This is a genomic window from Paenibacillus sp. TCA20 (assembly GCF_000732325.1).
Taxonomy (GTDB): Bacteria; Bacillota; Bacilli; order Paenibacillales; family Paenibacillaceae; genus Paenibacillus; species Paenibacillus urinalis.
The window spans coordinates 49,913-69,093 of sequence record NZ_BBIW01000010.1 but is presented as its reverse complement, the minus strand read 5'-3'; the positions used below and the strand labels follow the sequence as shown (position 1 = coordinate 69,093).

At 40.4% G+C, this 19,181-nt stretch carries 34 protein-coding genes; 26 read left to right on the top strand and 8 right to left on the bottom strand.

All coding sequences use genetic code 11. The features are described 5' to 3' along the window. Nucleotides 1–2: 2 nt before the first annotated feature. The 8 genes from TCA2_RS18370 to TCA2_RS18330 all read right to left on the bottom strand — a co-directional run bounded on the left by TCA2_RS18370 (nucleotide 3) and on the right by TCA2_RS18330 (nucleotide 3,404). Nucleotides 3–800: a hypothetical protein gene (locus TCA2_RS18370; protein WP_152557794.1), complete on the bottom strand. Its 798-nt coding sequence runs from the start codon at nucleotides 798–800 to the stop codon at nucleotides 3–5. Further along, nucleotides 727–1,035 carry a DUF1653 domain-containing protein gene (locus TCA2_RS18365; RefSeq protein ID WP_047913073.1) on the bottom strand — a complete coding sequence of 103 codons (309 nt, stop codon included), beginning with the start codon at nucleotides 1,033–1,035 and terminating at the stop codon, nucleotides 727–729. Before TCA2_RS18365 ends, TCA2_RS18370 begins: the two co-directional genes overlap by 74 nt. Next, a complete protein-coding gene (locus TCA2_RS18360; protein WP_047913072.1) occupies nucleotides 1,035–1,232 on the bottom strand; it encodes a hypothetical protein in 198 nt (65 codons plus the stop codon). The genes TCA2_RS18365 and TCA2_RS18360 overlap by 1 nt, the downstream gene beginning before the upstream one ends. Next, complete coding sequence (locus tag TCA2_RS18355; protein ID WP_047913071.1) at nucleotides 1,229–1,612, bottom strand: hypothetical protein; 384 nt, start codon at nucleotides 1,610–1,612, stop codon at nucleotides 1,229–1,231. Before TCA2_RS18355 ends, TCA2_RS18360 begins: the two co-directional genes overlap by 4 nt. Continuing rightward, the gene (locus TCA2_RS18350; protein ID WP_047913070.1) at nucleotides 1,587–1,922 is read right to left on the bottom strand and encodes a hypothetical protein; all 336 of its coding nucleotides are present in this window, start codon (nucleotides 1,920–1,922) and stop codon (nucleotides 1,587–1,589) included. Before TCA2_RS18350 ends, TCA2_RS18355 begins: the two co-directional genes overlap by 26 nt. A gap of 340 nt (nucleotides 1,923–2,262) precedes the next feature. Beyond that, entirely contained in the window at nucleotides 2,263–2,466 is a 204-nt protein-coding gene (locus tag TCA2_RS18340) for a hypothetical protein (protein ID WP_047913068.1), read from the bottom strand. Further along, complete coding sequence (locus TCA2_RS18335) at nucleotides 2,466–2,840, bottom strand: hypothetical protein (protein ID WP_047913067.1); 375 nt, start codon at nucleotides 2,838–2,840, stop codon at nucleotides 2,466–2,468. Before TCA2_RS18335 ends, TCA2_RS18340 begins: the two co-directional genes overlap by 1 nt. Before the next feature lie 33 nt (nucleotides 2,841–2,873). Beyond that, a complete protein-coding gene (locus TCA2_RS18330) occupies nucleotides 2,874–3,404 on the bottom strand; it encodes a hypothetical protein (protein WP_047913066.1) in 531 nt (176 codons plus the stop codon). Nucleotides 3,405–3,648: 244 nt separating this feature from the next. Here TCA2_RS18330 and TCA2_RS18325 point away from each other — a divergent pair, with 244 nt between their 5' ends. The 26 genes from TCA2_RS18325 to TCA2_RS18185 all read left to right on the top strand — a co-directional run bounded on the left by TCA2_RS18325 (nucleotide 3,649) and on the right by TCA2_RS18185 (nucleotide 19,177). Beyond that, the gene (locus TCA2_RS18325; protein WP_047913065.1) at nucleotides 3,649–4,200 is read left to right on the top strand and encodes a hypothetical protein; all 552 of its coding nucleotides are present in this window, start codon (nucleotides 3,649–3,651) and stop codon (nucleotides 4,198–4,200) included. 453 nt (nucleotides 4,201–4,653) lie between these two features. Then, nucleotides 4,654–8,202 carry a hypothetical protein gene (locus TCA2_RS18320; protein ID WP_152557793.1) on the top strand — a complete coding sequence of 1,183 codons (3,549 nt, stop codon included), beginning with the start codon at nucleotides 4,654–4,656 and terminating at the stop codon, nucleotides 8,200–8,202. Nucleotides 8,203–8,839: 637 nt separating this feature from the next. Continuing rightward, a complete protein-coding gene (locus TCA2_RS18315; RefSeq protein ID WP_047913063.1) occupies nucleotides 8,840–9,178 on the top strand; it encodes a hypothetical protein in 339 nt (112 codons plus the stop codon). A 117-nt stretch (nucleotides 9,179–9,295) separates the two neighbouring features. After that, on the top strand, nucleotides 9,296–9,601 hold the full coding sequence (locus TCA2_RS18310; RefSeq protein WP_047913062.1) for a hypothetical protein: 306 nt from the start codon (nucleotides 9,296–9,298) through the stop codon (nucleotides 9,599–9,601). Between the two features lie 338 nt (nucleotides 9,602–9,939). Then, nucleotides 9,940–10,137: a DUF6877 family protein gene (locus TCA2_RS18300; protein WP_047913060.1), complete on the top strand. Its 198-nt coding sequence runs from the start codon at nucleotides 9,940–9,942 to the stop codon at nucleotides 10,135–10,137. An 11-nt stretch (nucleotides 10,138–10,148) separates the two neighbouring features. Beyond that, nucleotides 10,149–10,409 (top strand): hypothetical protein, encoded by a 261-nt coding sequence (locus TCA2_RS18295; protein ID WP_047913059.1) that lies wholly within the window; start codon nucleotides 10,149–10,151, stop codon nucleotides 10,407–10,409. Nucleotides 10,410–10,887: 478 nt separating this feature from the next. Beyond that, nucleotides 10,888–11,124: a hypothetical protein gene (locus TCA2_RS18285; RefSeq protein WP_047913057.1), complete on the top strand. Its 237-nt coding sequence runs from the start codon at nucleotides 10,888–10,890 to the stop codon at nucleotides 11,122–11,124. Continuing rightward, entirely contained in the window at nucleotides 11,124–11,384 is a 261-nt protein-coding gene (locus TCA2_RS18280; RefSeq protein WP_047913056.1) for a hypothetical protein, read from the top strand. The genes TCA2_RS18285 and TCA2_RS18280 overlap by 1 nt, the downstream gene beginning before the upstream one ends. After that, nucleotides 11,384–11,692, top strand: coding sequence for a hypothetical protein (locus TCA2_RS18275; protein ID WP_047913055.1), 309 nt, complete (start codon nucleotides 11,384–11,386; stop codon nucleotides 11,690–11,692). The genes TCA2_RS18280 and TCA2_RS18275 overlap by 1 nt, the downstream gene beginning before the upstream one ends. Next, nucleotides 11,689–11,907 (top strand): hypothetical protein, encoded by a 219-nt coding sequence (locus TCA2_RS18270; protein ID WP_152557792.1) that lies wholly within the window; start codon nucleotides 11,689–11,691, stop codon nucleotides 11,905–11,907. The genes TCA2_RS18275 and TCA2_RS18270 overlap by 4 nt, the downstream gene beginning before the upstream one ends. A 140-nt stretch (nucleotides 11,908–12,047) precedes the next feature. Then, nucleotides 12,048–12,491, top strand: a complete 444-nt coding sequence (locus TCA2_RS18265) for a hypothetical protein (RefSeq protein WP_047913053.1) — start codon at nucleotides 12,048–12,050, stop codon at nucleotides 12,489–12,491. Between the two features lie 93 nt (nucleotides 12,492–12,584). Further along, on the top strand, nucleotides 12,585–12,989 hold the full coding sequence (locus tag TCA2_RS18260; RefSeq protein ID WP_047913052.1) for a hypothetical protein: 405 nt from the start codon (nucleotides 12,585–12,587) through the stop codon (nucleotides 12,987–12,989). Nucleotides 12,990–13,152: 163 nt separating this feature from the next. Further along, on the top strand, nucleotides 13,153–13,623 hold the full coding sequence (locus tag TCA2_RS18255; RefSeq protein WP_047913051.1) for a hypothetical protein: 471 nt from the start codon (nucleotides 13,153–13,155) through the stop codon (nucleotides 13,621–13,623). A gap of 14 nt (nucleotides 13,624–13,637) precedes the next feature. After that, on the top strand, nucleotides 13,638–13,820 hold the full coding sequence (locus TCA2_RS18250; protein WP_047913050.1) for a hypothetical protein: 183 nt from the start codon (nucleotides 13,638–13,640) through the stop codon (nucleotides 13,818–13,820). A 35-nt stretch (nucleotides 13,821–13,855) separates the two neighbouring features. After that, nucleotides 13,856–14,110, top strand: a complete 255-nt coding sequence (locus tag TCA2_RS18245; RefSeq protein WP_047913049.1) for a hypothetical protein — start codon at nucleotides 13,856–13,858, stop codon at nucleotides 14,108–14,110. Between the two features lie 17 nt (nucleotides 14,111–14,127). Beyond that, nucleotides 14,128–14,553, top strand: coding sequence for a hypothetical protein (locus TCA2_RS18240; RefSeq protein ID WP_047913048.1), 426 nt, complete (start codon nucleotides 14,128–14,130; stop codon nucleotides 14,551–14,553). Nucleotides 14,554–14,588: 35 nt separating this feature from the next. After that, complete coding sequence (locus TCA2_RS18235) at nucleotides 14,589–14,954, top strand: hypothetical protein (protein ID WP_047913047.1); 366 nt, start codon at nucleotides 14,589–14,591, stop codon at nucleotides 14,952–14,954. Nucleotides 14,955–15,016: 62 nt separating this feature from the next. After that, nucleotides 15,017–15,250, top strand: coding sequence for a hypothetical protein (locus TCA2_RS18230; protein ID WP_047913046.1), 234 nt, complete (start codon nucleotides 15,017–15,019; stop codon nucleotides 15,248–15,250). A gap of 86 nt (nucleotides 15,251–15,336) precedes the next feature. Beyond that, nucleotides 15,337–15,591, top strand: coding sequence for a LysM peptidoglycan-binding domain-containing protein (locus TCA2_RS18225; RefSeq protein WP_047913045.1), 255 nt, complete (start codon nucleotides 15,337–15,339; stop codon nucleotides 15,589–15,591). Between the two features lie 550 nt (nucleotides 15,592–16,141). Beyond that, nucleotides 16,142–16,378, top strand: a complete 237-nt coding sequence (locus tag TCA2_RS18215; protein WP_047913043.1) for a hypothetical protein — start codon at nucleotides 16,142–16,144, stop codon at nucleotides 16,376–16,378. Nucleotides 16,379–16,587: 209 nt separating this feature from the next. Next, a complete protein-coding gene (locus TCA2_RS18210; protein WP_047913042.1) occupies nucleotides 16,588–16,860 on the top strand; it encodes a hypothetical protein in 273 nt (90 codons plus the stop codon). A 1-nt stretch (nucleotide 16,861) separates the two neighbouring features. After that, nucleotides 16,862–17,113, top strand: a complete 252-nt coding sequence (locus TCA2_RS18205; protein ID WP_047913041.1) for a hypothetical protein — start codon at nucleotides 16,862–16,864, stop codon at nucleotides 17,111–17,113. A 96-nt stretch (nucleotides 17,114–17,209) separates the two neighbouring features. Next, nucleotides 17,210–17,419, top strand: coding sequence for a hypothetical protein (locus tag TCA2_RS18200; protein WP_047913040.1), 210 nt, complete (start codon nucleotides 17,210–17,212; stop codon nucleotides 17,417–17,419). A 531-nt stretch (nucleotides 17,420–17,950) separates the two neighbouring features. Further along, nucleotides 17,951–18,478 carry a DUF2493 domain-containing protein gene (locus TCA2_RS18195; protein WP_238546448.1) on the top strand — a complete coding sequence of 176 codons (528 nt, stop codon included), beginning with the start codon at nucleotides 17,951–17,953 and terminating at the stop codon, nucleotides 18,476–18,478. Further along, entirely contained in the window at nucleotides 18,475–18,960 is a 486-nt protein-coding gene (locus TCA2_RS18190; protein ID WP_047913039.1) for a hypothetical protein, read from the top strand. The genes TCA2_RS18195 and TCA2_RS18190 overlap by 4 nt, the downstream gene beginning before the upstream one ends. After that, nucleotides 18,953–19,177 (top strand): hypothetical protein, encoded by a 225-nt coding sequence (locus tag TCA2_RS18185; protein ID WP_047913038.1) that lies wholly within the window; start codon nucleotides 18,953–18,955, stop codon nucleotides 19,175–19,177. The genes TCA2_RS18190 and TCA2_RS18185 overlap by 8 nt, the downstream gene beginning before the upstream one ends. Nucleotides 19,178–19,181: the final 4 nt, after the last annotated feature.

The window sequence follows — 19,181 nt, the reverse complement described above, 5'->3', positions numbered from 1 at the left end:
TTTTATCCGTTATCACTTGCGGTGCCGTTGCCGATGTCACTAGCAGTAACATTATCGCTAGGGAGCACTTGTCTTGTCTCTTCAGTCGTTTGAAAACTCGCATTTAATCTCCGTCCTCTTCCGTGTCTTATTCCATTGAATTTCCGTGCCCTTGCTAGGTCACATTCGATCTGTAAGGCAATTTGCTCTGCATCCATAAATAACTCTCCATAACTAGATGGAGCTCTTGGAGAAGGCATGATAAAGGCCAGGACTTCATGATCTCCGATCCGTGGCTTTATTCGATTACTAAGAAACTTCTTAAACGTGTTATCCAACAATGCTGTATATGTGGACACCATAATAACATCAGCATAGATCATGACTTGCTCCAACCAACTTGAATGGATCATCATAGAGTCTGCTTCATCAAATATGACCAAGCAATCATTTAGTTCTTGTGGTGCATACTCTCCGATCTTCATCTCTAAAGATATGGTCCTGCCATTTCCCAAGGAGAACCCATTAGACGTATAATCATACTGAATACCATCCTGAATAAGGCGTGATCTTATCATATCCCTATGAGCCTGTGATGAAGCAACATACCGATCAAATATAACAACGTTCTTGTTTGACTTGATTGCCTTTTCACTTATGGCCGTGGTCTTCCCTGCTCTCCTGTGAGCAACGACCGCAATATGGCCATTATCGCACTCTTGGAACAGTCTCCAGCGCTCATAGTAGTCAGACTCTCGGACGACGATAGGTTCTCCCTTTGCCTTTGATACCCTTTGCAAATAGTCCATCAATAGCTCCAAGTGTTGATCCTCCCTTCTCAAGCTCTCTGAAACGAGGAACAACCTCACCTTCATGCTCAATAGGATTGTGCCATTCTAAAATCGGTCGGTAGTATTTCTGATCAGGCTCATCCTCACGGTAGTACCAGATTGCTTTCCCATCCTCATGACGACTTGCATCAATACCTATGTCAGATATGACATATAGTCCACCTTTGTAGTGCTGCCACCTCGATCCGATCTTCGGGGTTCTCATTAGCTTTCACCTACTAGATCAGACACGTCCACCTTAACGTCAATGGCTATATACTCCATGGGCTGCGCCTTTATAATATCTAGCTGCCAAGCTCCTGATTCACAATACATGATAACCCTGTCGCCTTCTGCAACAATAGACTCTAAGCCAGGGAAGCTTTCGTCTAAAGCCTTTAGGACTTGATTTGCTATATTCATAACTGTAGATCCTCCCTGACCAACTGCCAATCTCTAGCAAGCAAGTCTGCGTCTGTAAGGGTGTAATTTTTCCACCTCTGACCCTCTTCCTTCCGCTTCAACCTATCACTCCATATATACTTTACTCCAAGCTCGCTGCTTCTTTTAAGCCTATATCCGTTCGTAAGCATCCTTATGGCAATACTCGTATCGAATGATTCCATGTACTGAATGTCCACTTCTTCTGGAATAACCATAAGCGGTCTACCTTGACCGAATCTATTTTTCCATTTATCCGCCATTTCTTTTGCTTGTTTAAACGGCATCGAGCTTGGTATTTGCATAATATAGATGCCATTAAGAGAGTAAACATTATCAATGTATTTCTGCATAAGCTCCAATATCTCGCACCCCCCTTATCTTGTATGAGGCACTATAGAAGTCTGGATTAGGCAGCATCATCTTTTGGAATGCCGTCATAATGCTTCCCTTGCTAAATTCCAGTCTCTTTCCATGTCTTCGCCCCTTGTCCATGAAGTAATAGGATAAGTGCCCATTGATAGAATCTGTACAACTCACGCTGAATTGGCGATCTTCTGATTCGGCAACCTCCCCAGGCTGGATATAGTAGACAACGTCTGCAAGATTAAGCCAATTGCTCCTTGACTTTTCCTCTTTCAATTTTTCTGAATAGACCTTCATCAATTCCACTAGGCTCCCGCCTTCCTCTTAGCCCTCATCTTCTGTTTCAAGCGGCAGGAATCACATGCCCTCTTTGTGCTATTGTTCTCTTTCCCACATACCGTACACCGTCCGTCCGCCAAGCGGTTTATTCGCCTTGCTCTGGAGTAGTGCACAACGCAAAGTCCTTTTGCAATAGGCTTCTTATCGCACCCTTCTTCGATGCACTCTGTATGCTCGTACATAGGCTTCCCTGTTCCTGCTAACACAATGGTGGGATCATTATGCCGCTTGATTCTTCTGTAATGCTTCCAGCAGTGCCCTTTTGCGATAACTTCTTTTCCACAACGAGGAAATTCGCATATGGCTTTCATTTCATTACGTCTTCCTGCTGATAGACTATAGATTGTTGCGCTTCTCCCACCGTCTGCAAGCTATCTCCTTGAACATAGACCGCATACGTATTTCGATCTATTGAATCCATCTCAATCCCAATGATTGAGATTCCCTCCTTAAGATGAAGCGCTTGCTCGAGCACTTCTTTCGTCACAACAATCTTTCCTTGCTTTTTCATTATTTGCTTGCCTCCAATTTATGTTCGTCTTCTTCTGCGCGCTTTTTAAGATAATGCCTCCTGCATAGCTTTCTTGCTAGAGCTGGTTTGCTGCACCCCTCTTCAATACATTCGCAATCGTTATTGGACTTGCCACCGATCATGTATTGATTACATCCCATTTCTTTTCTTCGATTCTTTGCATAGCAATTAGGGCAGAGGCCGAGCGCTTTCACTTTGTTAATACCACATGCTGAGCAAGACTTTGGTCTATCATAATCTTGCTTCTCGTATGTTGGGTCTCCGTATAGCCATTTCCTCCGATAGTGTTTTGCACAAAGCCCTGTTGATCTAACATGCTCGTTGCATCCTTCAATCGCGCATTCTTTTGACATTACATAGCTCTCCTCAGTACATGCGTGTTTGTATTATTTTTTGTTTACGAATCCCGTTGCTACGTTTAAACCTATTAGCATATCAGGGTTCACGCCTTCATCAAATACAACAGGAGTATCTTGGTCAAACCCTTTCACACTTGCATCGAAAACCGACATAATGCGATCATATTTTGATTGTTCTTTTAATGCCTCTGCAATACTTCTGTGTCTTACAACAACGATACCTTCGATATCTTTAGCAAACTCAATCAAAGCAGTTGTTTTTCCGACTTGTCTGAGATATTCATCGACATAAATATAATTATGATTTTCGGCAGCGTGAAGTAATTTATTCTTGATCGTCATGAGCATCATGGGCCTCAAAGCTTCTCGCAGATCGTCCGACTTCTTCTCTTCTTTTTTAATTAAATCAAATGACTTTTCAATCGTGCCGCTATCTCCTTCGTGTTTTTCAATAGCTAACATAATCTGCCCATTTGTAGGATACTGTTCGAATGGTCCTTCTGTTTTGATATAACCGCCGTCTTTTGATATGTGTATTAAGAATGTTTCTTTTAACATGGATAATCATTCCTTTTTTATTTTTTTATTTTCTATACTCAAATTGTAATGCGTTACATTTTATTTGACAACAATTAAATTTTCTATAGGGGGCAATTTTCTATAAAAAAATTTTTGCGTGGGGTACCTAGTTGTTTATTGTTGGTTGATGGTGACGTTCGACGCCCCACCCCCTCCAACAATAAGCAAACACATTAGGGTTGGCAGTGAACCCGTAAAACTGCAACAACGAAAGGAGTCTATCATGACTAACACAATTCAAGGTTCTATCAACACTTACATGCAATTCAAGAAAGATCTCGAAGCAAAGCGTAAGCCTATCATCATTGATGTTCCTGCTGATGCTAGTGAAGCTAAGACATCTAAGATTGCTAAGTATGCTGGTATTGTATGGGATGCAACTAAGAAGGTAGTAGGCTTCATCTACAATGGACTTAAGAAAGACATAGCCTTTGTAGGCAATGCTATTCGTAAGCATAAGTGGGAGACTGCCACTGTAGTAGGCTCTGCTGTAGTAGGTGGCGTGGCTACCACATCCCTAGTAGGTGCAGGGTGGATAGCTGCTGCTGTAGCCATGGTAGCCATACTCACTATCCACTTCCTTATTGCTAAGCGTAAGAAGCAGGCTATGGACTGGCGCAGAGCTATCCTATCCGCTATGGTATCCAGCCTTATAGCTGGCTTCCTGCCTGTGATCGCCCTATATGCTACATACTGGGCATGCATTGGTCTTGACTATGTATGGGTAGCATCTGCATATGCATACCTCAATACAGCTGCTTTGTTCGTGATCTAATAGGTCATGGACATGGCATGGTGTAGATGCATAGGGAGTACACGATAACGGTGGATGATCCCCTATGTAGGCTATACCCTCTACCCTACCTTATATGGTGGCATGGGTAGCAGTACTATGGTTAGCCATATTGTGCCTATGTATATGGGCATATGGGTGTGTAGGTGCACTCTATCATATACAGCCCCTGTGTAGTACGCATGGTTCGGGTCAGCCGCCCCCATGTGTAGTATGCAGGGGTCTTTTTATTTATTTACACATAGCTCCCTGTATAGGTGGCCTATATAGACCCCCCTCTATATGAACCCCCCCCTATATAGGGAGCTGTATGTAAGTACAGCACATATAACCCCAAGGAGGAATCACTCTATGTCAACTGATTCAAAGAAAGCTATGTCGTCCGTCCCTATGTCCAACAAACAAACTAAAACAAACAAAAAGGAGCAATCTACAATGACTAACAACAAACAAGCACAAATCAACAAACAACTGGCTGAGGTAAACCGTCTTTTCAACAAAGCTATCAAAGGTAACAAACTAGAGGCGCAAATGTCTGATTACAAGTCTACTTCTGTAGTATTGGATGCTATTGCTGAGTTCCCAGGATTGGGCGTTAAAACAAAGAATTATGAGGCTATCACAGCTGCTATCGCTAGTGGTAAGGATATCCGTACTGTTATGGAGAACCCGGAGCTTACTGGTGTTCCTAAGAATCAATATCGCTTCTTCCGTGCATTCATGGAAGAGAAAGGTGCAGAGATTCCTGCTATGGTGATTGCACCTACTCGTAAGCGTGTACGTACTGTATCTGTCGATCTATTGAAGCATTCCCGCAACGAAGCTGGTGAAGTGGTGCTCAACGCGGAGGTCAGCTATCAATCTCAATCTCAGCTTGCTGATGCATTCGGTAAATTGATGCCAGCTACAGATAGCAACGATCTACACTTGGATGCGACTCACATTGTTTATATCGACTTGAATATCGCTGATCAAGAGAATCAAGAAATGAAAGACTTGCAAATCGAGATCGTCCGCAATGGATTCCATTACTCAGTGGATGGCGTTACACACAAAGCAAACTTCTTTATTCAAACAGGTTCTCAAGCTCGTCAATTGCAAGGTATCTATATTGCAGAAGACTTCATGACGATTCCACAAGCATTCCGTAAGCTTGGTCATAGCTTCCTGTCTTATTGCAAACTGGATAAGGCTACGGGTATCTATACACTGGATATCACGAAGTATCTGAAACGTCCAGGCCTGTCTGGTACAAGCTCTGTGCCATCTAAGGTTGTAACCTTCCCTAATGCTCATATCGACCAGCTGCCTAACATGAGAGCAGGAGAATACTTGGTTAACTCTGATCGTCACTCTATGGCAGTAATCGATGATCGCTTTGCTAAGATCAAGAATGGTAAGTTCAAAGCATTCTATAACAACCGTGTAGTCACTGTATCTGCGGTTGATGGTACATTCACAGCTACATGGAAAGAAGGACGCATGACTAAAGAAGAAGTCCTGCCTATGAACTATCTGAAGCTTGGCGTAGGCGATGGCTTGGTTCTAGCTTCCGAGTCGATCTACTGGGCATTGAAGGCTGAGTTTGGCAATGATTCCGATGCATGGCAAGTACGTATCACCCCATTCGTTAAAGGCTTGATGGTATTCGTGCCAGGCTTGCGTCAATACTATGATGCAGATATCGTTGCATTCAAGTCTGCTGTGAAAGGTGACTTCCGTTTGCTTGCTGATAGCGAAGGTAAGATTGACTTTGGTATTGAGCTGCGTATTGCACGCTTTGCTAAGCGTCCTGCTATGAAGTCTGAGTATGTAGAGCTTCCATATCAGTTTGCACATGTATCCAGCATTACAGCAGAGCAAATGATTGATGTTGCTCAACCACGCCTGGATGAAGCTAAGAGTGTACTTACTAATCCTGCACTGATTCAAAAGTATGCAGGGGTTGCTCACTTGGAGAAGCTGAACAAGCTGACTCTTGCACAAGCTGAGTTTCTACGTGATCGCTCCCTTGTTTCTGTATTTGCTAACTTCATGCACTATGCTCCATTCACATTCCAAGATGCTTACATGCAAACAAGAGCACTGAGACTGATGGGGCAGCAAGTAGACAAATGGGTTGCTGGTACGATTCCTGTAGAAGGCGAGTATCGCTTCATGGTTCAAGATCCATATGCATTGCTTCAAGCTGTGGAAGATGAGAATGGAGATATGATTGTCCCTGATCACGTTGGTCTTAAGCCACACCAAACATTCATGACAGCACGCGATAACCAACACTTTGTAGAGGGCCCTGTTGCATCCTTCCGTAACCCTGCTATTGCTAAAGGTGAAGGACGTATCTTGAATGGTGTAGCTCCACAAAACTATGTGACTGCTTCTGCTAAAGGCGCATTCAACTCTGTATGTGTAATGAGCTGCCATGACTTGGATACATTCGCTGAAGGCGGAGCTGATAACGATGGTGATGAAACATTCATTACACAAGTACGTGCTATCGTTAATGGCATCATGGGTAAAGATGGTCAATCTAAGTTCTTGGCTATGCTTGACCTGCATGTAGATAAAGATGGTGAGTGGTCTTCTGGATGCCCGTTCCCTATGGAATCTGATGAGAAGCTTGCATTTGATGCTCCTTGCGTATCACACGATGGACAATTCAAAGTGAAGTTCACTGCCGATCAATATAATGATGCATTCATTCAAGCTGTACATGAGCTAAGCAAAGAGTATGTCATTCGTACACTGACTCCTAACAAGATCGGTCAACTGACTAACATTGCTACTCGTCTTGCTGATGCTGTACGTAAAGTAGGATATATGTATGCAGAGAATACCAATGAGTTTGGTCAAAAGACTGAACGTTCAGATGCTGAGAAACAAGAGCTGATTAGAGAGATCGCTCGTATGGAAGATATGATCGACTTGATTCGTCTGGCTCAAGGATGGGAGATTGACCGTGCTAAGCATGGTGGTGCATATGAGGAAGCATTGGCTGCTGAATTGGAGTTCATCAACAATCCTCCAAGATATGCAGGATTCCAAGAGTCACCTAAATCCAAGCGTCAATGGATCAAGCAAGCATGGCTCGCACATCACAAAGGTGCTGAGGGTGGAGTAGACACAGGTTCTGTAATGTCCCGTGTGCATAACCACATGAAAGCATTCGTACAAGAGAATGTAATCGACAAGTCCGAAGAGATCATGAACGATGTAGAGAACAACAACCTGATTCATATCCTGAGAGCTGAGTATGTTATTGATCCAGTTATCTATGACAGAATCGCTAACTCTATTCGTTCCATTCGTTCTATCTATACAAGCGACATCAAGAATGCTCGTCAGAAACATGAAGAGTTCATCAAGCTTGCTGAGCTGAAGTATGGTGAGGCTGATCCTGCACTGGCGATGGCTAAAGAGAAGATTGAGCGTATCTATAGAGACGATTGCGATGCGATTATGTATAAGAGTCAAATGGCACTTGCTGCATTGGAGTTCTCTTACTCTTCTATGGATATCGGCTATGTTGCATATATGGTGACATACACAGAGAGAGGTCAAGATAACAATCGTTCGATCAGCTTCCCTTGGGTCGTGGCTAAGAAGCAATTCTTGGAGCTGTGCGCTGCTATCTCTAATCGTGAGATTGTGAAGAACCCTTATGTTGTCCCTGCATCTGATATCAAAGCAAACTTCCGTATTGGAGCTGATTCAACCGGTCGTGTATTTGATGGAGAGAGAATGGCACCTGTCATTGCGAATGCAGGTATGGTAACAGTGGAGTATATGTATAACGAGGTTACTGAAAGCTATACGTATGTTGCTTATGTTCCAGTAGGCAGCAGAAATGTATATGTAGGTGACTTCTACCAAGACCAAGTTGGATTCTTGACTGGCGCAACATGCTTTAATCTTAGTGTGTCCAATGCTGAAGCTAAAGGCAGAACTATGAGTCTGACTATCTCCAGCATCGAACGCATGTAATAGGCCACCACAGCCATACACGTAGTCGGCATGTTCCTAGGCATGTCGGCTACTGCTTTATTATAGCACACCCTTCGGGTAGGTGCTAACGCCATCGACAGCTCCACGCTTCCTCTCTAAGACGCCCTACCCTTTGCAGATGACGAATCATACTACTTGTAGGATGCTCTCGTTAGACGCGAAGGCAAGATACTTATAGTGGACATGTATGGGCGGCAACTTACGGCAATACAGCTAGACAGCTGAATCATATGAATATAGCTCCCGGTGGGGGAGGAAGCTGCTTCGCCGCCAGTAAGCTGATCTATATGAGCATGCTGATCATGCCGTTATCGATGGCTGTTATCACCTATCCGAATCGTGTGCAATCTCAATTGTGACGCTACTTTATGTACGATGACTTATATCACAGAGAGCTACATCCTGCCATATATCATACTTCGAATGCTATATTACCTATTTCGTATATCATATGCGACTGAAAGTGGTGAACCCTCATCCGAAAATTTTCTTCATCCTGCGTATGATTATCTTAAGTCTTCTATAGTGTATGACGATGTAATAGATAGTGTAGACGATGGTCGCTAACGCTCCTGTGGCATTGTGAATGTTTAACTTGAACAAGGGGGCTATCTATATGAGCAACAAATTGCTAACTGAAGGACGTAGCTTATTCGATCATAGTTTATCTAAAGAGGAAGTACGTAATCGCAACTTAGATGTATTTGCTTTTCTCATGGATATGCTTAGACTACATACTGGAAGAACTATCTCTGGTAGCAATCTCTGCATGCTACATGCTAGTTACCATAGTGTGAATATGAAGTATACTATGGGCAAGAAGGAGTTCCAGTATAGACTGGTTGTATTGATTGATGCCGGCTTTATATATAGAGAGACTATAGATATGAATGATATACTCTCTCCTACTGAGCTTGGTATGAAGAGATATGATGCTGTATCTGCTGTATCTTAAGGAGGATTTATATATGCGTACTAAATGGGATGTTGTTGTTTACTTTGCGCTGGGTGTTACCACTGGTTTATTGATCGCCCAGCTTATATTCTAATTATCTATAGGAGGATTAATGATATGAACAATGCTGTTAATGAATTTGATATGAATTACACTAATGAACAATTAGGTTATCGCAACTTTGAGGCTCTGCATGCTATAACTAAAACGTTAGATATCTCAGGTAATGAGGAGGTTCCTTTCTATACTGTAGTTCAAATGTATCCTAACTATTATGATATGAAGCATGGTCTTACTGAGAAGGAACTGGAGTATCGTATGCGTAAGCTTATAGATGTTGGTGCTGTATCTTTGCGTATGGGCTCTTTCGGTACTGAGATGATATCTGTTCCTAATAGGAATGTTCCTCTACTTGATCTATAGTCTTATCTTCTATGTATGCTTATGCTGTATACTGTTTATATAGTGAGCTATAGTATTAATGGTATGCGGCTTGGATTTTTTCTTTTTGCCGATCCTTACGGAACGGCGCTAAAACCTTTTAAAACCCTATGCATTGGAGTTGATGCTTATGAGCCCTATACTCTGGGTCTCGACTGTTATATCTGTAATATCTATTGCCATTGCGGCCATTGCCGTAATCAATATTCTATCTATACGCCGATCAACTAAGCGCATACATGATGCTCAGACCAGAGAAAGCCAAGCTCTCGATAATATCAGTAGAGAGCTTGATAATCTTATTAAGAAAGGAAGATAATATGAGTCAAGAGATTACTCATGAGTATGTATCAGCTGAGATAAATAAGCTGATTGGTGAATATGATTTCCCGCTGATTGCCCTGCAAGATATAAAGAATAGGCTTAGTGATAGTGATGATCCATACTATGCAGCGCAGCAGCTACGCTATCTTAATAAACTTATTGAAGCTGGTCATGCTACAAGAAGGCACCTATAGGAGGTATTGCTATGGGTGCTAAGCCTATAAAGAGACATTTTTTCACTAAAGATAGCGTTAAGCATTACTCTCAGATTCAAAGGACTGGGGATATTCTCCCTAAACCGGCTCGAATCATTGTTTCAAAAGACTATTGGAGTGATGTTGGTGGCTGGCGAGGATGGGAAACCATCTCTATATATGATAAGAAATTCGAAGACTGGGAATATGCATACGCTGTCTATGATGAGATCCTGCGCAGAGCGGATCCTGGTAGTGTAAAAGAGCGCTAATGAGGTGTATATAATGGAGCTTATGTCTCCTTACTTTGAACGAACTATTGTTGCTGCGCATCAGCTTATCCCTGGCAATACCTATTCTTTTTATTATGAAGGTCAGTATCATATTGCTGTTTTCCATAAGCATAGACATGATTCTCAAGTTTTGATCTTTCACACGTATACTATCAATAATCAGTACTGCAGAATAGGGATGATGTTTGCACCAGACGAGATAGATCAATTAAGTATTTATATGGAGAGTGATTGATCGTGGAGCTCATTTCATCGTATATTAAATCGTTGCTTCATATAGGATGTGACTATAAGTTACTAAACAACGGTGATCAGTTGCTCGGAACTGTAGTTTCCCTAGACCGCAACTTTTTAAAGCTTGGCATGGTAGACATATCTTTATGTGATGATCCTCGTAATATTAAGTCAACATCAGAAATGTCATTACATGTTGACTCTATAAAGGAGTATGAAATCTATGGAACTGATTGCTCCTTACCTTAGAACCATGCTTGAGTATGCTATAGGTGATGAATATGTATTTGTTACCTATAGCAATGATTATTATCTGGGCATGATCGCGGCTGCCACCGAAGATGGAATCACTCTTACATTTGCACTTGTCTCTTTTGATGGCCGAGATAACATGCTTCATGAAGTTAATTCTTGTTCCATACCACTATCTAACATAAAGGAGTGTTGGGAGTGGAATTAATGACTAGTTATCGCCTACGCAAACATATAGAACCAGAAGATATGGTTCCAGGCTTAGTCTATGAGTTCGAATACTACTATGACCGGCCTGGAATAAAGTATATTGCTCAGTATATGCACAGGGATGACGATTCACAGCATGAACGTATGATGTTTCGAATTATATATCGAGATCCGGATGATGGTCCTCGATCCAACCATGGACATATATCTCTATACGAAGGAAATATCTATAATGTCAAACTTCATGGAGGCGCCTGATGGAATTAATGAATGTCTATTTAGAGAATACTGGTTTTACCTTTTCTCCCCCTATAATGAATCGCATTACATTTCAAGATGCCGACTTCTATATAGGTGATTTTGTACGTGTGATACATTATCATGACGTAGATTTAGATAATAAGACGATATCCAGATCCTATGCAACTGGCGTTATTCAGGAGGTTAACGAAGATTTAATTTCTAAATACATTGTGATTCACGATGAGAGTACTTCTAATCAACACTATATTCGAGAGTTTGACATAGTAGGTATTATGTATCCACCATTTTGGAGTGGGCCATGATGGAGCTGATGTCTGCTTATAAGGAGAATACTAAGGAGTATTATAATGGTGTAGTTGATGCTTATCATTATTGCTATGGCTATGTCTCCCTCTACCCTAGCGTATATACTGAGGATCCTCAGTATAAGCTTGGCTATGAGTATGGTAAGAAGCTATACCATAGCGATAAAGAGCTAGGTATCTTATATAGTGATAATCGCCTATTTGATCTTTAATTTTCTTTTGCCGATCCTTCGGAACGGCGCCAAATGATATTGAGCTTTCGCATTCTTTATAGCAATCAATTAACTATCGCTCTCGGAAGCCTAACGGCTTCGGGGGCTTTTTGAATTTATACATATGGAGGCTATTTATAATGCGTATACATAACGAAAACTTTGAACATGTGATTTCTATGATGTTTTATGGCTACAAAGCATCTTCACACAATCCTGAGTGCTTCAGCTCTTCTGATCTTCGTATTGAGATGTGGGCAGAAGCATGCTGTAATGACATCATCAACAAGATGCGTGATCAAGGCTATGATCCTGCTCTTATCGTACCGGTTATCAGCAAGCCTGAAATTGATTTGAAATACTATCCAGATGCTAATCCTGCTTTAAAACAAGAGCTTGATGATGAGTTTGGCGGCTTTGTGGTTAATAACGATTTATACATGCTTGGTCTTCGCGCTTGGTATGCTGATGGTCATGAATATATCTCTCAGTTTGGCACACCATGCGATGATGAGAATGACGGTCCATTTGGTGGCGCCTTTGCTTCTGAAGGCGATTACTACAACTATGTCGGTGCCTTGTAGGAGCCTAACGGCTCCGAGGTCTTTATGATATTATTATGTTATCCGATATATAATTTAACGCATTACATTTTAACTAGATTGGAGACTATACATATGAATACTATGCAAGTTGTAGAACTTTTAGATTCTATTTTACCTCTCTACCCTGCCGCTCAGAATATCTCCCGCAGTCTTTTGATGGACATACTTGAATCAGAAGGCATCTTTATTTATGAGCCTGACTATTCAGTTACTAAAGCTAAATCTTTACTGTTTGAATACTTAGATAATACATACCGTTACAACTTTGATGTTTATGGTAATCTCGTCTCCCCTGAAAAGATTATGCACTCAGCCGCAGGATATTATATTGGCTATGACTCTTATGATTTTGAACTTGATGTCTGCCTTCACCACGATCGCATATCTGGATACTATAAGGATATAGATAAAGCTAAGATGGCTTTACGTGTAGGCGTCCATTATATGATGCCGCCTAGATTATCTTTTTCTATGTAATGTGTTTCATTGCCGCTCGTTATTGGGCGGCTTTTATTATGTTCATTATTTATTTCATTACATTAATAATTTAATTAGTGAAATAAATCATTAAGCATATTTATTATGCTAATATGATCAAAGAACCGCATTTTCCGCTTATGAAAGGAGTTCTTTTAGCAAAATGATTCTACATAGAAATGGTGAAGAATATCCCGTATCCTTCCTTCCTTTAACCAAAGCAGATGTCAAATTTATGAATAAAACTGGATGGGAGCCTTCTTTTGACTGGAATATTTATTTTAACGCTCCTAAAGTAGAAGTGTATAAAATGGTTGTTACAGGTGATCCTAGTGGTACAATACAAGGCGCCATTGCACTGGAAAAGAAAGAAGATCATGTTTTTATGCTTTTAATCGAAAGCTCACCCCGTAATAGGGATCCGATTAATAAACAGTTTTCTCATATTGGAGCTCATTTATTTGCATTTTGCTGTAAACGAAGCATGGAACTAGGTCACGAAGGTTTTATTGGCCTGAAAGCTAAGACTAAACTGGTCAATTATTTCTCATCTTTAGGTGCGGTTCCTATAAGTGGCCAAGATATGATTGTATCTGAGACTACCGCTCAGCATTTGGTTAATGTATACTTATAAGAGAGGTGATTAACATGGACAAAGAAATACTTGATCGACGCTTCAAAGAATTAGAAAAAGCCGCTGATCGACACACTAACGGTCATTATGTTGAACAAACATTGCCTGGAGTTGACACTTCTAATGTCAGTGCCTTTATCAGAAATAGAAAAGAAATTAATAAACGAATACAAGCAACGATTAAAGCTCGCCAATAGGTGAGCTTTTTTATTTCATACAAGGACGTGGTCGAATGGATTTAATGTTTGGTTATGATCGCCGCTATGATAGTCTTCTCTCCCCTGGCAAGATCAACACGGTTACTGTTATCAATGGAACTCAATATACTGGTGAATGTTTTATCGACCCTAACCTCCCTTATGTTGTCCGCATGAATAATGCTGAAAAGCGTACTGCTGAAGGTGAGATTACTTTCGATGTGAATTGCCAGTTTTCTTATGAATCAATCATTCGTGTGGACTCTGCGCTTATCAGCGCTGCCGTATAGTAAAGGAGCATATGATATTGGAAATACGAAATGGGAATCCAATTATAGGACAGCGTGTTGACGTTTATGTGAATCTGAATAAGAAAGGTGTATTCAGTATTCTTGATCGTCAGCCTAAGAGTCCTACATATAATAAAGTATTGGCTTATGCAGAGCGAGTCACCATTAGGTCGGCTCGTTCTCGTATTATTCAGAGCAAATATGATTCTATTCAAGAGAAGAAACAACGAGCTGTTTGTGCTGTCTTCTCCGGAACTCTTGTTGCTATTGATTCAGACAAGTCTGCAGATCTTAATGTTCAAGTAAGATATAATCCTTACCGTTCTCGAGAATTTCATACTCTTGATGGATCCGTAATTGATCAAGCTGAGCTTATTCATTTTGAGGATCAATGCGGTTGGATTAGCACTGCCAATCAGAATGATTCTATGCTATTGTTTTAAAGGTAAATTATTCTATTTTGAGGGGACGGATTCTTTTGACAGTAAGCAATTTAGATTTAGATTATTTCCTGCATGACTTGATTGATGAATACCTAAATCATGGTCTAACTTCCCACGATGGAGCTACTGTAATAACTGTTGATCCAATTCATAAGTATTTCGAAGAAGTTGTAAATAAGCTCATTCCATTCATAGAATATGACATCATAGATCGCCTGGATTATATTGTTTTGACCAGAAAAGATAATGGTGATGATGAGATTGTTATTTTCGAGAAGCGCAATATGTTCAGAGCATTTCCAGACTCGCCTGCCAAATTTAATTATAAATTATTAAGCGTTCCAATATATCGATATGAGATATCAACAGTAACTGTCGATATTGGCGAGATGGATGAATAGTTTTACCTTCGGCTGCCACTTAGGCAGTCTTTTTTATTTCTAATTCAAAGGAGATTTTCTACATGCAACCACCTATTCTACACCCAGTAAACAAAGTTCTCATGATTCCAGGACGACTATACAACATCAAGGACACCAAAGAAAGAAACATTCAGGCGTCTTTTTCTAAACGAGAAGGTGAAAACTTTCACTTTGATTATGCTATCTCTTTCGATTTAGCTTCTGGGACTACTCTTCTCATTGATCTTCTTCTTCATGAGGATGAAATTATCTCTTGTGAGCAATATCATTTCTAGGCTATCTAACGATAGCAAGGGCTTTATGAGGACTGTCTATATAGCAGTCCTTTTTCTTATTCAATCATAAACTGGAGGTTTTACCTATGAAAACTAAATCACTTGCTATCGCATTCTTTATCACTCTCTGTACTACTATTGGCATTATTGCATGGCAGCCTGATCCTGCATATGTTGACTATGTTGTTGATTCTGGCGATACACTTTGGAGTATTGCTGAGCAAAGTGACATTGATACAGATAAACGTGCCATCGTCGCCTATATGATTGATAAAAGCAACTTACATAATCCAGGTGATCTTAAGCCAGGTATGATCGTTCGTATACCAATGCAAAAATAAGGGGGGCCTCTCCCCTATTCTGTCTGCGGTAATCAAACCGTACTGATGAGCTGTACTAGCAGCGAAACAGAATATGATTGGAGGTTATAATCATAGATATAAACCAGACGTATAATACAATTGCTGTTATCATATTCGAGCTGTTTCTTTTCCTATGCTTTATCATCGCTATTCCCGCTCTCAGAAATCCTAAAATCCCGCTAAAGCGCAAGTTTGAGGTTATAGGAGCAATTATACTTATGATGTTCTTTATTTATTCGGCTTATCTAATGGAGCTATCTGAATCCGCTCAATAGTATTTCATATGATTTATAAGATATTTCATATGATTTAAGTCTTATATCATATGCGATAACAGTTATATCGTATGATATATTATATAATTCCTATTTCATATGATATATTAAATACTTATACGATGCGATTAGGTAATTAAGCTTGGCTCTTTCATTTATCAGGACGTGTTTTCGTACTATTGATTAGTACTATTAATATGCTTAACACAATTGTATAATTCTAGCAAACTACTAGAAGGAGGAATTATATGTAGATGCCAAAAGATCCTAAGATTCAGAAGGAAATTGAAAGAATAAATAACGCCTACGATTTAATACTTGGTATGATAGGTGGCGAGCTTTATCAGCGAGGACTCGATTTTGAAATTCGCGAGTATCTTCTCGGAGTTCCTATGCTAGTTGTTTTTAATGAAGAAGGCACAGTAATAGATCGAAAGTTTGAATACGAGTTTGATGAATACTATAACGAGTTAGAATCAACCACAAATTAAACCTAAGCCTGTTCCTTAATGGAGCGGGCTTTTTTATTAGGAGGAAGACTTATGAAAAATGTATTTATTTTCGACGATCCGGAGTTCCAGCAGATGCACTGGGATTTCGATCCGACTGGCTATGAGCAAGACATTCATACATACAAACCATGTGGATGCATAGATGACCATTTCTGTTTAGAATGCGTCCCTTTCTAAGGAGACTAATTATGTTTAATTACACTAGCTTAGATGATCACATCTATTGTTTACAGCGCACCCCTCTCCCCGCCCAGCTCAGTATTGATTTAATCAGAGCTGATACATTCTATCTTCAAGATAAGGATGACGAATGCCGTCAAATCCTAGGTGAGATCGAACAAAAGTGTGCTGAACTAAACATCAAGATTTATCGTCCGATGCCGATCAGCTTTAAAGCAGCCGACTGGTATCGACAACAAGCTTTAGAAGCATATCAAACTCAAATAGATTGGAGCGAATAAAATGTTAACTGCTGTCGCACAAGAGAAAATGACCGATGATCAAGCCAAACAATACCTTGATAATATGTCCGCTTATATCGAGAATGCTTCATTTGATATCGAAACTGAAAGTAATTTGCTTACTCATTGGGTGTCCGAACAGATCAAAGATATTCCTGAAAGCGCACTCAAATTAATGCTCGTTGACTTATTTGTCAAAAATCAGCATCTCAAACAAGAATGCATCAGACAATCAGCATCCCTCTTTTTCTAAGTCGGCTTGGCGACTATAAATAGGCTTTTGGCCAAGCGCGGGCTCCCAACTCGGGAGTATAGCAGTACCATACTATATTTAAAGGAGTGTCATATCATGGATAATAAACAGATCATCAGATATTTTATGAAGCCTATTCAGAATAACTTTGCTTTGGTTGTCGCTACTCGGAGTAAAGGAGATATCATTATCGAGGAAGGCCCTAAGCCTTTCGTGAAAGGGAAGTATACTTTCTATTCCCGTGATCGCCAGGCTCTCGAAAATAAAGTAGAGGAGGTGCTGTCATTAGAGACTGCTCACTCCTAAAGATTCGTTTCCCTATATGGGATAACTAAACCATTGCATAGGGTTTTAAAGGTTTTATGCTCTGCCTCATTTGGACAGACCTCTCCCGAAGGCCGATTATTTATGTATCTTACTAATGAATGTTACTCTCAATAGAATGAACTGACGATTCTATACGATAGCTCATTCTATTAAAGGTAGCTGCCGTTTTTGCTCCACCTTTTTATTTTTCTATCTACATCAGAAGTAAGCTAACTCTTGAATTGAATGTAATCTATCTATTCTTAAGTAAGCTTGCTTCTATATATAAAGAATTACCGGAAAACATAGGGTATATACACCCAATCCTAAAACGTTCACAAATTGTACACATACTGTTCGTGTAATGTTCTATTCCAGTGGAGGGAGGCTAACTAAATTGACTGTTTTCGGTATCGTGCTTGGTATCTATGTAGCATGCCATTTAATCGGTGACTATCGCAAAATCCGTCGTTTTGTACTAAAATGTAAGGCAATACAACAAAAATATATGAATTGAGGAGACATTTTTCGATGTATCTTGTACAATACAGAGACGACACCAACTATAGCGAACTTAAAGTGCAGTACTGCAAGGATCCATTAGACGTAGAGAAGATGTGGAATCTGGATGATTCGGCCATATCTATCGTGGATGTTATTGAAGTGGATGAATACTTCAGACTTGTTGTAGCCGGGTCACGCGACTTCGATGATTACGCACTGCTTAGCAGACATTTGGATCATCTCTTGCAACACAAGAAGAACATCGTGATTGTTTCAGGAAATGCTATAGGTGCAGACATGCTAGGAGAGCGATATGCCAATGAAAGAGGATACTTTATAGATACATACATCCCTAATTGGCGCCCTAGGGGTCCGAGAGGTCCTGTTGATCGTTCTGCTGGACATAGGCGAAATGCTGATATGGCCGATAATGGCGATGCTCTTGTGGCCTTCTGGGATAGCATTAGCAAAGGAACAGCAGGCATGATTAATATCGCTAAGAATAAAGGATTACAGGTTCGTGTAATACATTACAATAAAGAAGGTGTCGTATGAATAACAACCTTAAAGAATGGCTGAGATCACGCCCTTCGGGCTATCCTGAACTTTCTCATGATTTCCACGTTAAATTCCAAGCTGGTCTTGGAATATTCGCTACATATGTATCAGAAGATTTCTTTGATATTCAAGAGCAGCCAATGGATCGAATGGATGTTTCTAATCAAGATGGATATTATTATTCTATCCCTTACTTTCATGGTGATTCGTTTTCTTCACACAGTGGCGAAATACCTCTACTTTATGTACTTAGAGTCAAAGATCGTGGGTTTTTCTACCCGCTTCGATTCGACTTTAATGCGACAGTAGTCGAGCGTGATCGTGTCGATTTTTGGATCAAGGTCTATGATCAGACAGGTTCTCGTACTACGAGTCGAGAACTGGCGTATCATGAGAAGGGTGTAAATTATACGATGATACCCGACCATGACAAAATGAAGCTTTCTGACTTTATTAAGGAGGTGGAGTCTGGTGGATGAGAATCTTTATCTTATTGATTCCCTGGCTTATCAAATTAACGGTAAGAGTGGATTGCTTCTTGGACATATGATGGCCACACATCAGCATATTGCAAGATCTGAAGCTGTTCATCAAGCGAATAAGAGGGAAGCCAAGGATCCCAAGCTTAACCGTGCCAACTATAGAAATGCCGTTCGTAATGTACTTGAGGATCGTCGCACTAGACGTTTCAAATAAGCAG

What these genes read in the sequence shown, in the direction of transcription:
- TCA2_RS18295 (WP_047913059.1), top strand. Translation starts at nt 10,149, where the DNA reads ATGGGTGCTAAGCCTATAAAGAGACATTTTTTCACTAAAGATAGCGTT.
- TCA2_RS18260 (WP_047913052.1), top strand. Translation starts at nt 12,585, where the DNA reads ATGAATACTATGCAAGTTGTAGAACTTTTAGATTCTATTTTACCTCTC.
- TCA2_RS18280 (WP_047913056.1), top strand. Translation starts at nt 11,124, where the DNA reads ATGACTAGTTATCGCCTACGCAAACATATAGAACCAGAAGATATGGTT.
- TCA2_RS18340 (WP_047913068.1), bottom strand. Translation starts at nt 2,466, where the DNA reads ATGAAAAAGCAAGGAAAGATTGTTGTGACGAAAGAAGTGCTCGAGCAA.
- TCA2_RS18270 (WP_152557792.1), top strand. Translation starts at nt 11,689, where the DNA reads ATGATGGAGCTGATGTCTGCTTATAAGGAGAATACTAAGGAGTATTAT.
- TCA2_RS18215 (WP_047913043.1), top strand. Translation starts at nt 16,142, where the DNA reads ATGCCAAAAGATCCTAAGATTCAGAAGGAAATTGAAAGAATAAATAAC.
- TCA2_RS18365 (WP_047913073.1), bottom strand. Translation starts at nt 1,035, where the DNA reads ATGAGAACCCCGAAGATCGGATCGAGGTGGCAGCACTACAAAGGTGGA.
- TCA2_RS18230 (WP_047913046.1), top strand. Translation starts at nt 15,017, where the DNA reads ATGCAACCACCTATTCTACACCCAGTAAACAAAGTTCTCATGATTCCA.
- TCA2_RS18190 (WP_047913039.1), top strand. Translation starts at nt 18,475, where the DNA reads ATGAATAACAACCTTAAAGAATGGCTGAGATCACGCCCTTCGGGCTAT.
- TCA2_RS18225 (WP_047913045.1), top strand. Translation starts at nt 15,337, where the DNA reads ATGAAAACTAAATCACTTGCTATCGCATTCTTTATCACTCTCTGTACT.
- TCA2_RS18320 (WP_152557793.1), top strand. Translation starts at nt 4,654, where the DNA reads ATGACTAACAACAAACAAGCACAAATCAACAAACAACTGGCTGAGGTA.
- TCA2_RS18310 (WP_047913062.1), top strand. Translation starts at nt 9,296, where the DNA reads ATGAACAATGCTGTTAATGAATTTGATATGAATTACACTAATGAACAA.
- TCA2_RS18275 (WP_047913055.1), top strand. Translation starts at nt 11,384, where the DNA reads ATGGAATTAATGAATGTCTATTTAGAGAATACTGGTTTTACCTTTTCT.
- TCA2_RS18210 (WP_047913042.1), top strand. Translation starts at nt 16,588, where the DNA reads ATGTTTAATTACACTAGCTTAGATGATCACATCTATTGTTTACAGCGC.
- TCA2_RS18360 (WP_047913072.1), bottom strand. Translation starts at nt 1,232, where the DNA reads ATGAATATAGCAAATCAAGTCCTAAAGGCTTTAGACGAAAGCTTCCCT.
- TCA2_RS18195 (WP_238546448.1), top strand. Translation starts at nt 17,951, where the DNA reads ATGTATCTTGTACAATACAGAGACGACACCAACTATAGCGAACTTAAA.
- TCA2_RS18250 (WP_047913050.1), top strand. Translation starts at nt 13,638, where the DNA reads ATGGACAAAGAAATACTTGATCGACGCTTCAAAGAATTAGAAAAAGCC.
- TCA2_RS18285 (WP_047913057.1), top strand. Translation starts at nt 10,888, where the DNA reads ATGGAACTGATTGCTCCTTACCTTAGAACCATGCTTGAGTATGCTATA.
- TCA2_RS18330 (WP_047913066.1), bottom strand. Translation starts at nt 3,404, where the DNA reads ATGTTAAAAGAAACATTCTTAATACACATATCAAAAGACGGCGGTTAT.
- TCA2_RS18265 (WP_047913053.1), top strand. Translation starts at nt 12,048, where the DNA reads ATGCGTATACATAACGAAAACTTTGAACATGTGATTTCTATGATGTTT.
- TCA2_RS18255 (WP_047913051.1), top strand. Translation starts at nt 13,153, where the DNA reads ATGATTCTACATAGAAATGGTGAAGAATATCCCGTATCCTTCCTTCCT.
- TCA2_RS18325 (WP_047913065.1), top strand. Translation starts at nt 3,649, where the DNA reads ATGACTAACACAATTCAAGGTTCTATCAACACTTACATGCAATTCAAG.
- TCA2_RS18315 (WP_047913063.1), top strand. Translation starts at nt 8,840, where the DNA reads ATGAGCAACAAATTGCTAACTGAAGGACGTAGCTTATTCGATCATAGT.
- TCA2_RS18335 (WP_047913067.1), bottom strand. Translation starts at nt 2,840, where the DNA reads ATGTCAAAAGAATGCGCGATTGAAGGATGCAACGAGCATGTTAGATCA.
- TCA2_RS18205 (WP_047913041.1), top strand. Translation starts at nt 16,862, where the DNA reads ATGTTAACTGCTGTCGCACAAGAGAAAATGACCGATGATCAAGCCAAA.
- TCA2_RS18200 (WP_047913040.1), top strand. Translation starts at nt 17,210, where the DNA reads ATGGATAATAAACAGATCATCAGATATTTTATGAAGCCTATTCAGAAT.
- TCA2_RS18300 (WP_047913060.1), top strand. Translation starts at nt 9,940, where the DNA reads ATGAGTCAAGAGATTACTCATGAGTATGTATCAGCTGAGATAAATAAG.
- TCA2_RS18245 (WP_047913049.1), top strand. Translation starts at nt 13,856, where the DNA reads ATGGATTTAATGTTTGGTTATGATCGCCGCTATGATAGTCTTCTCTCC.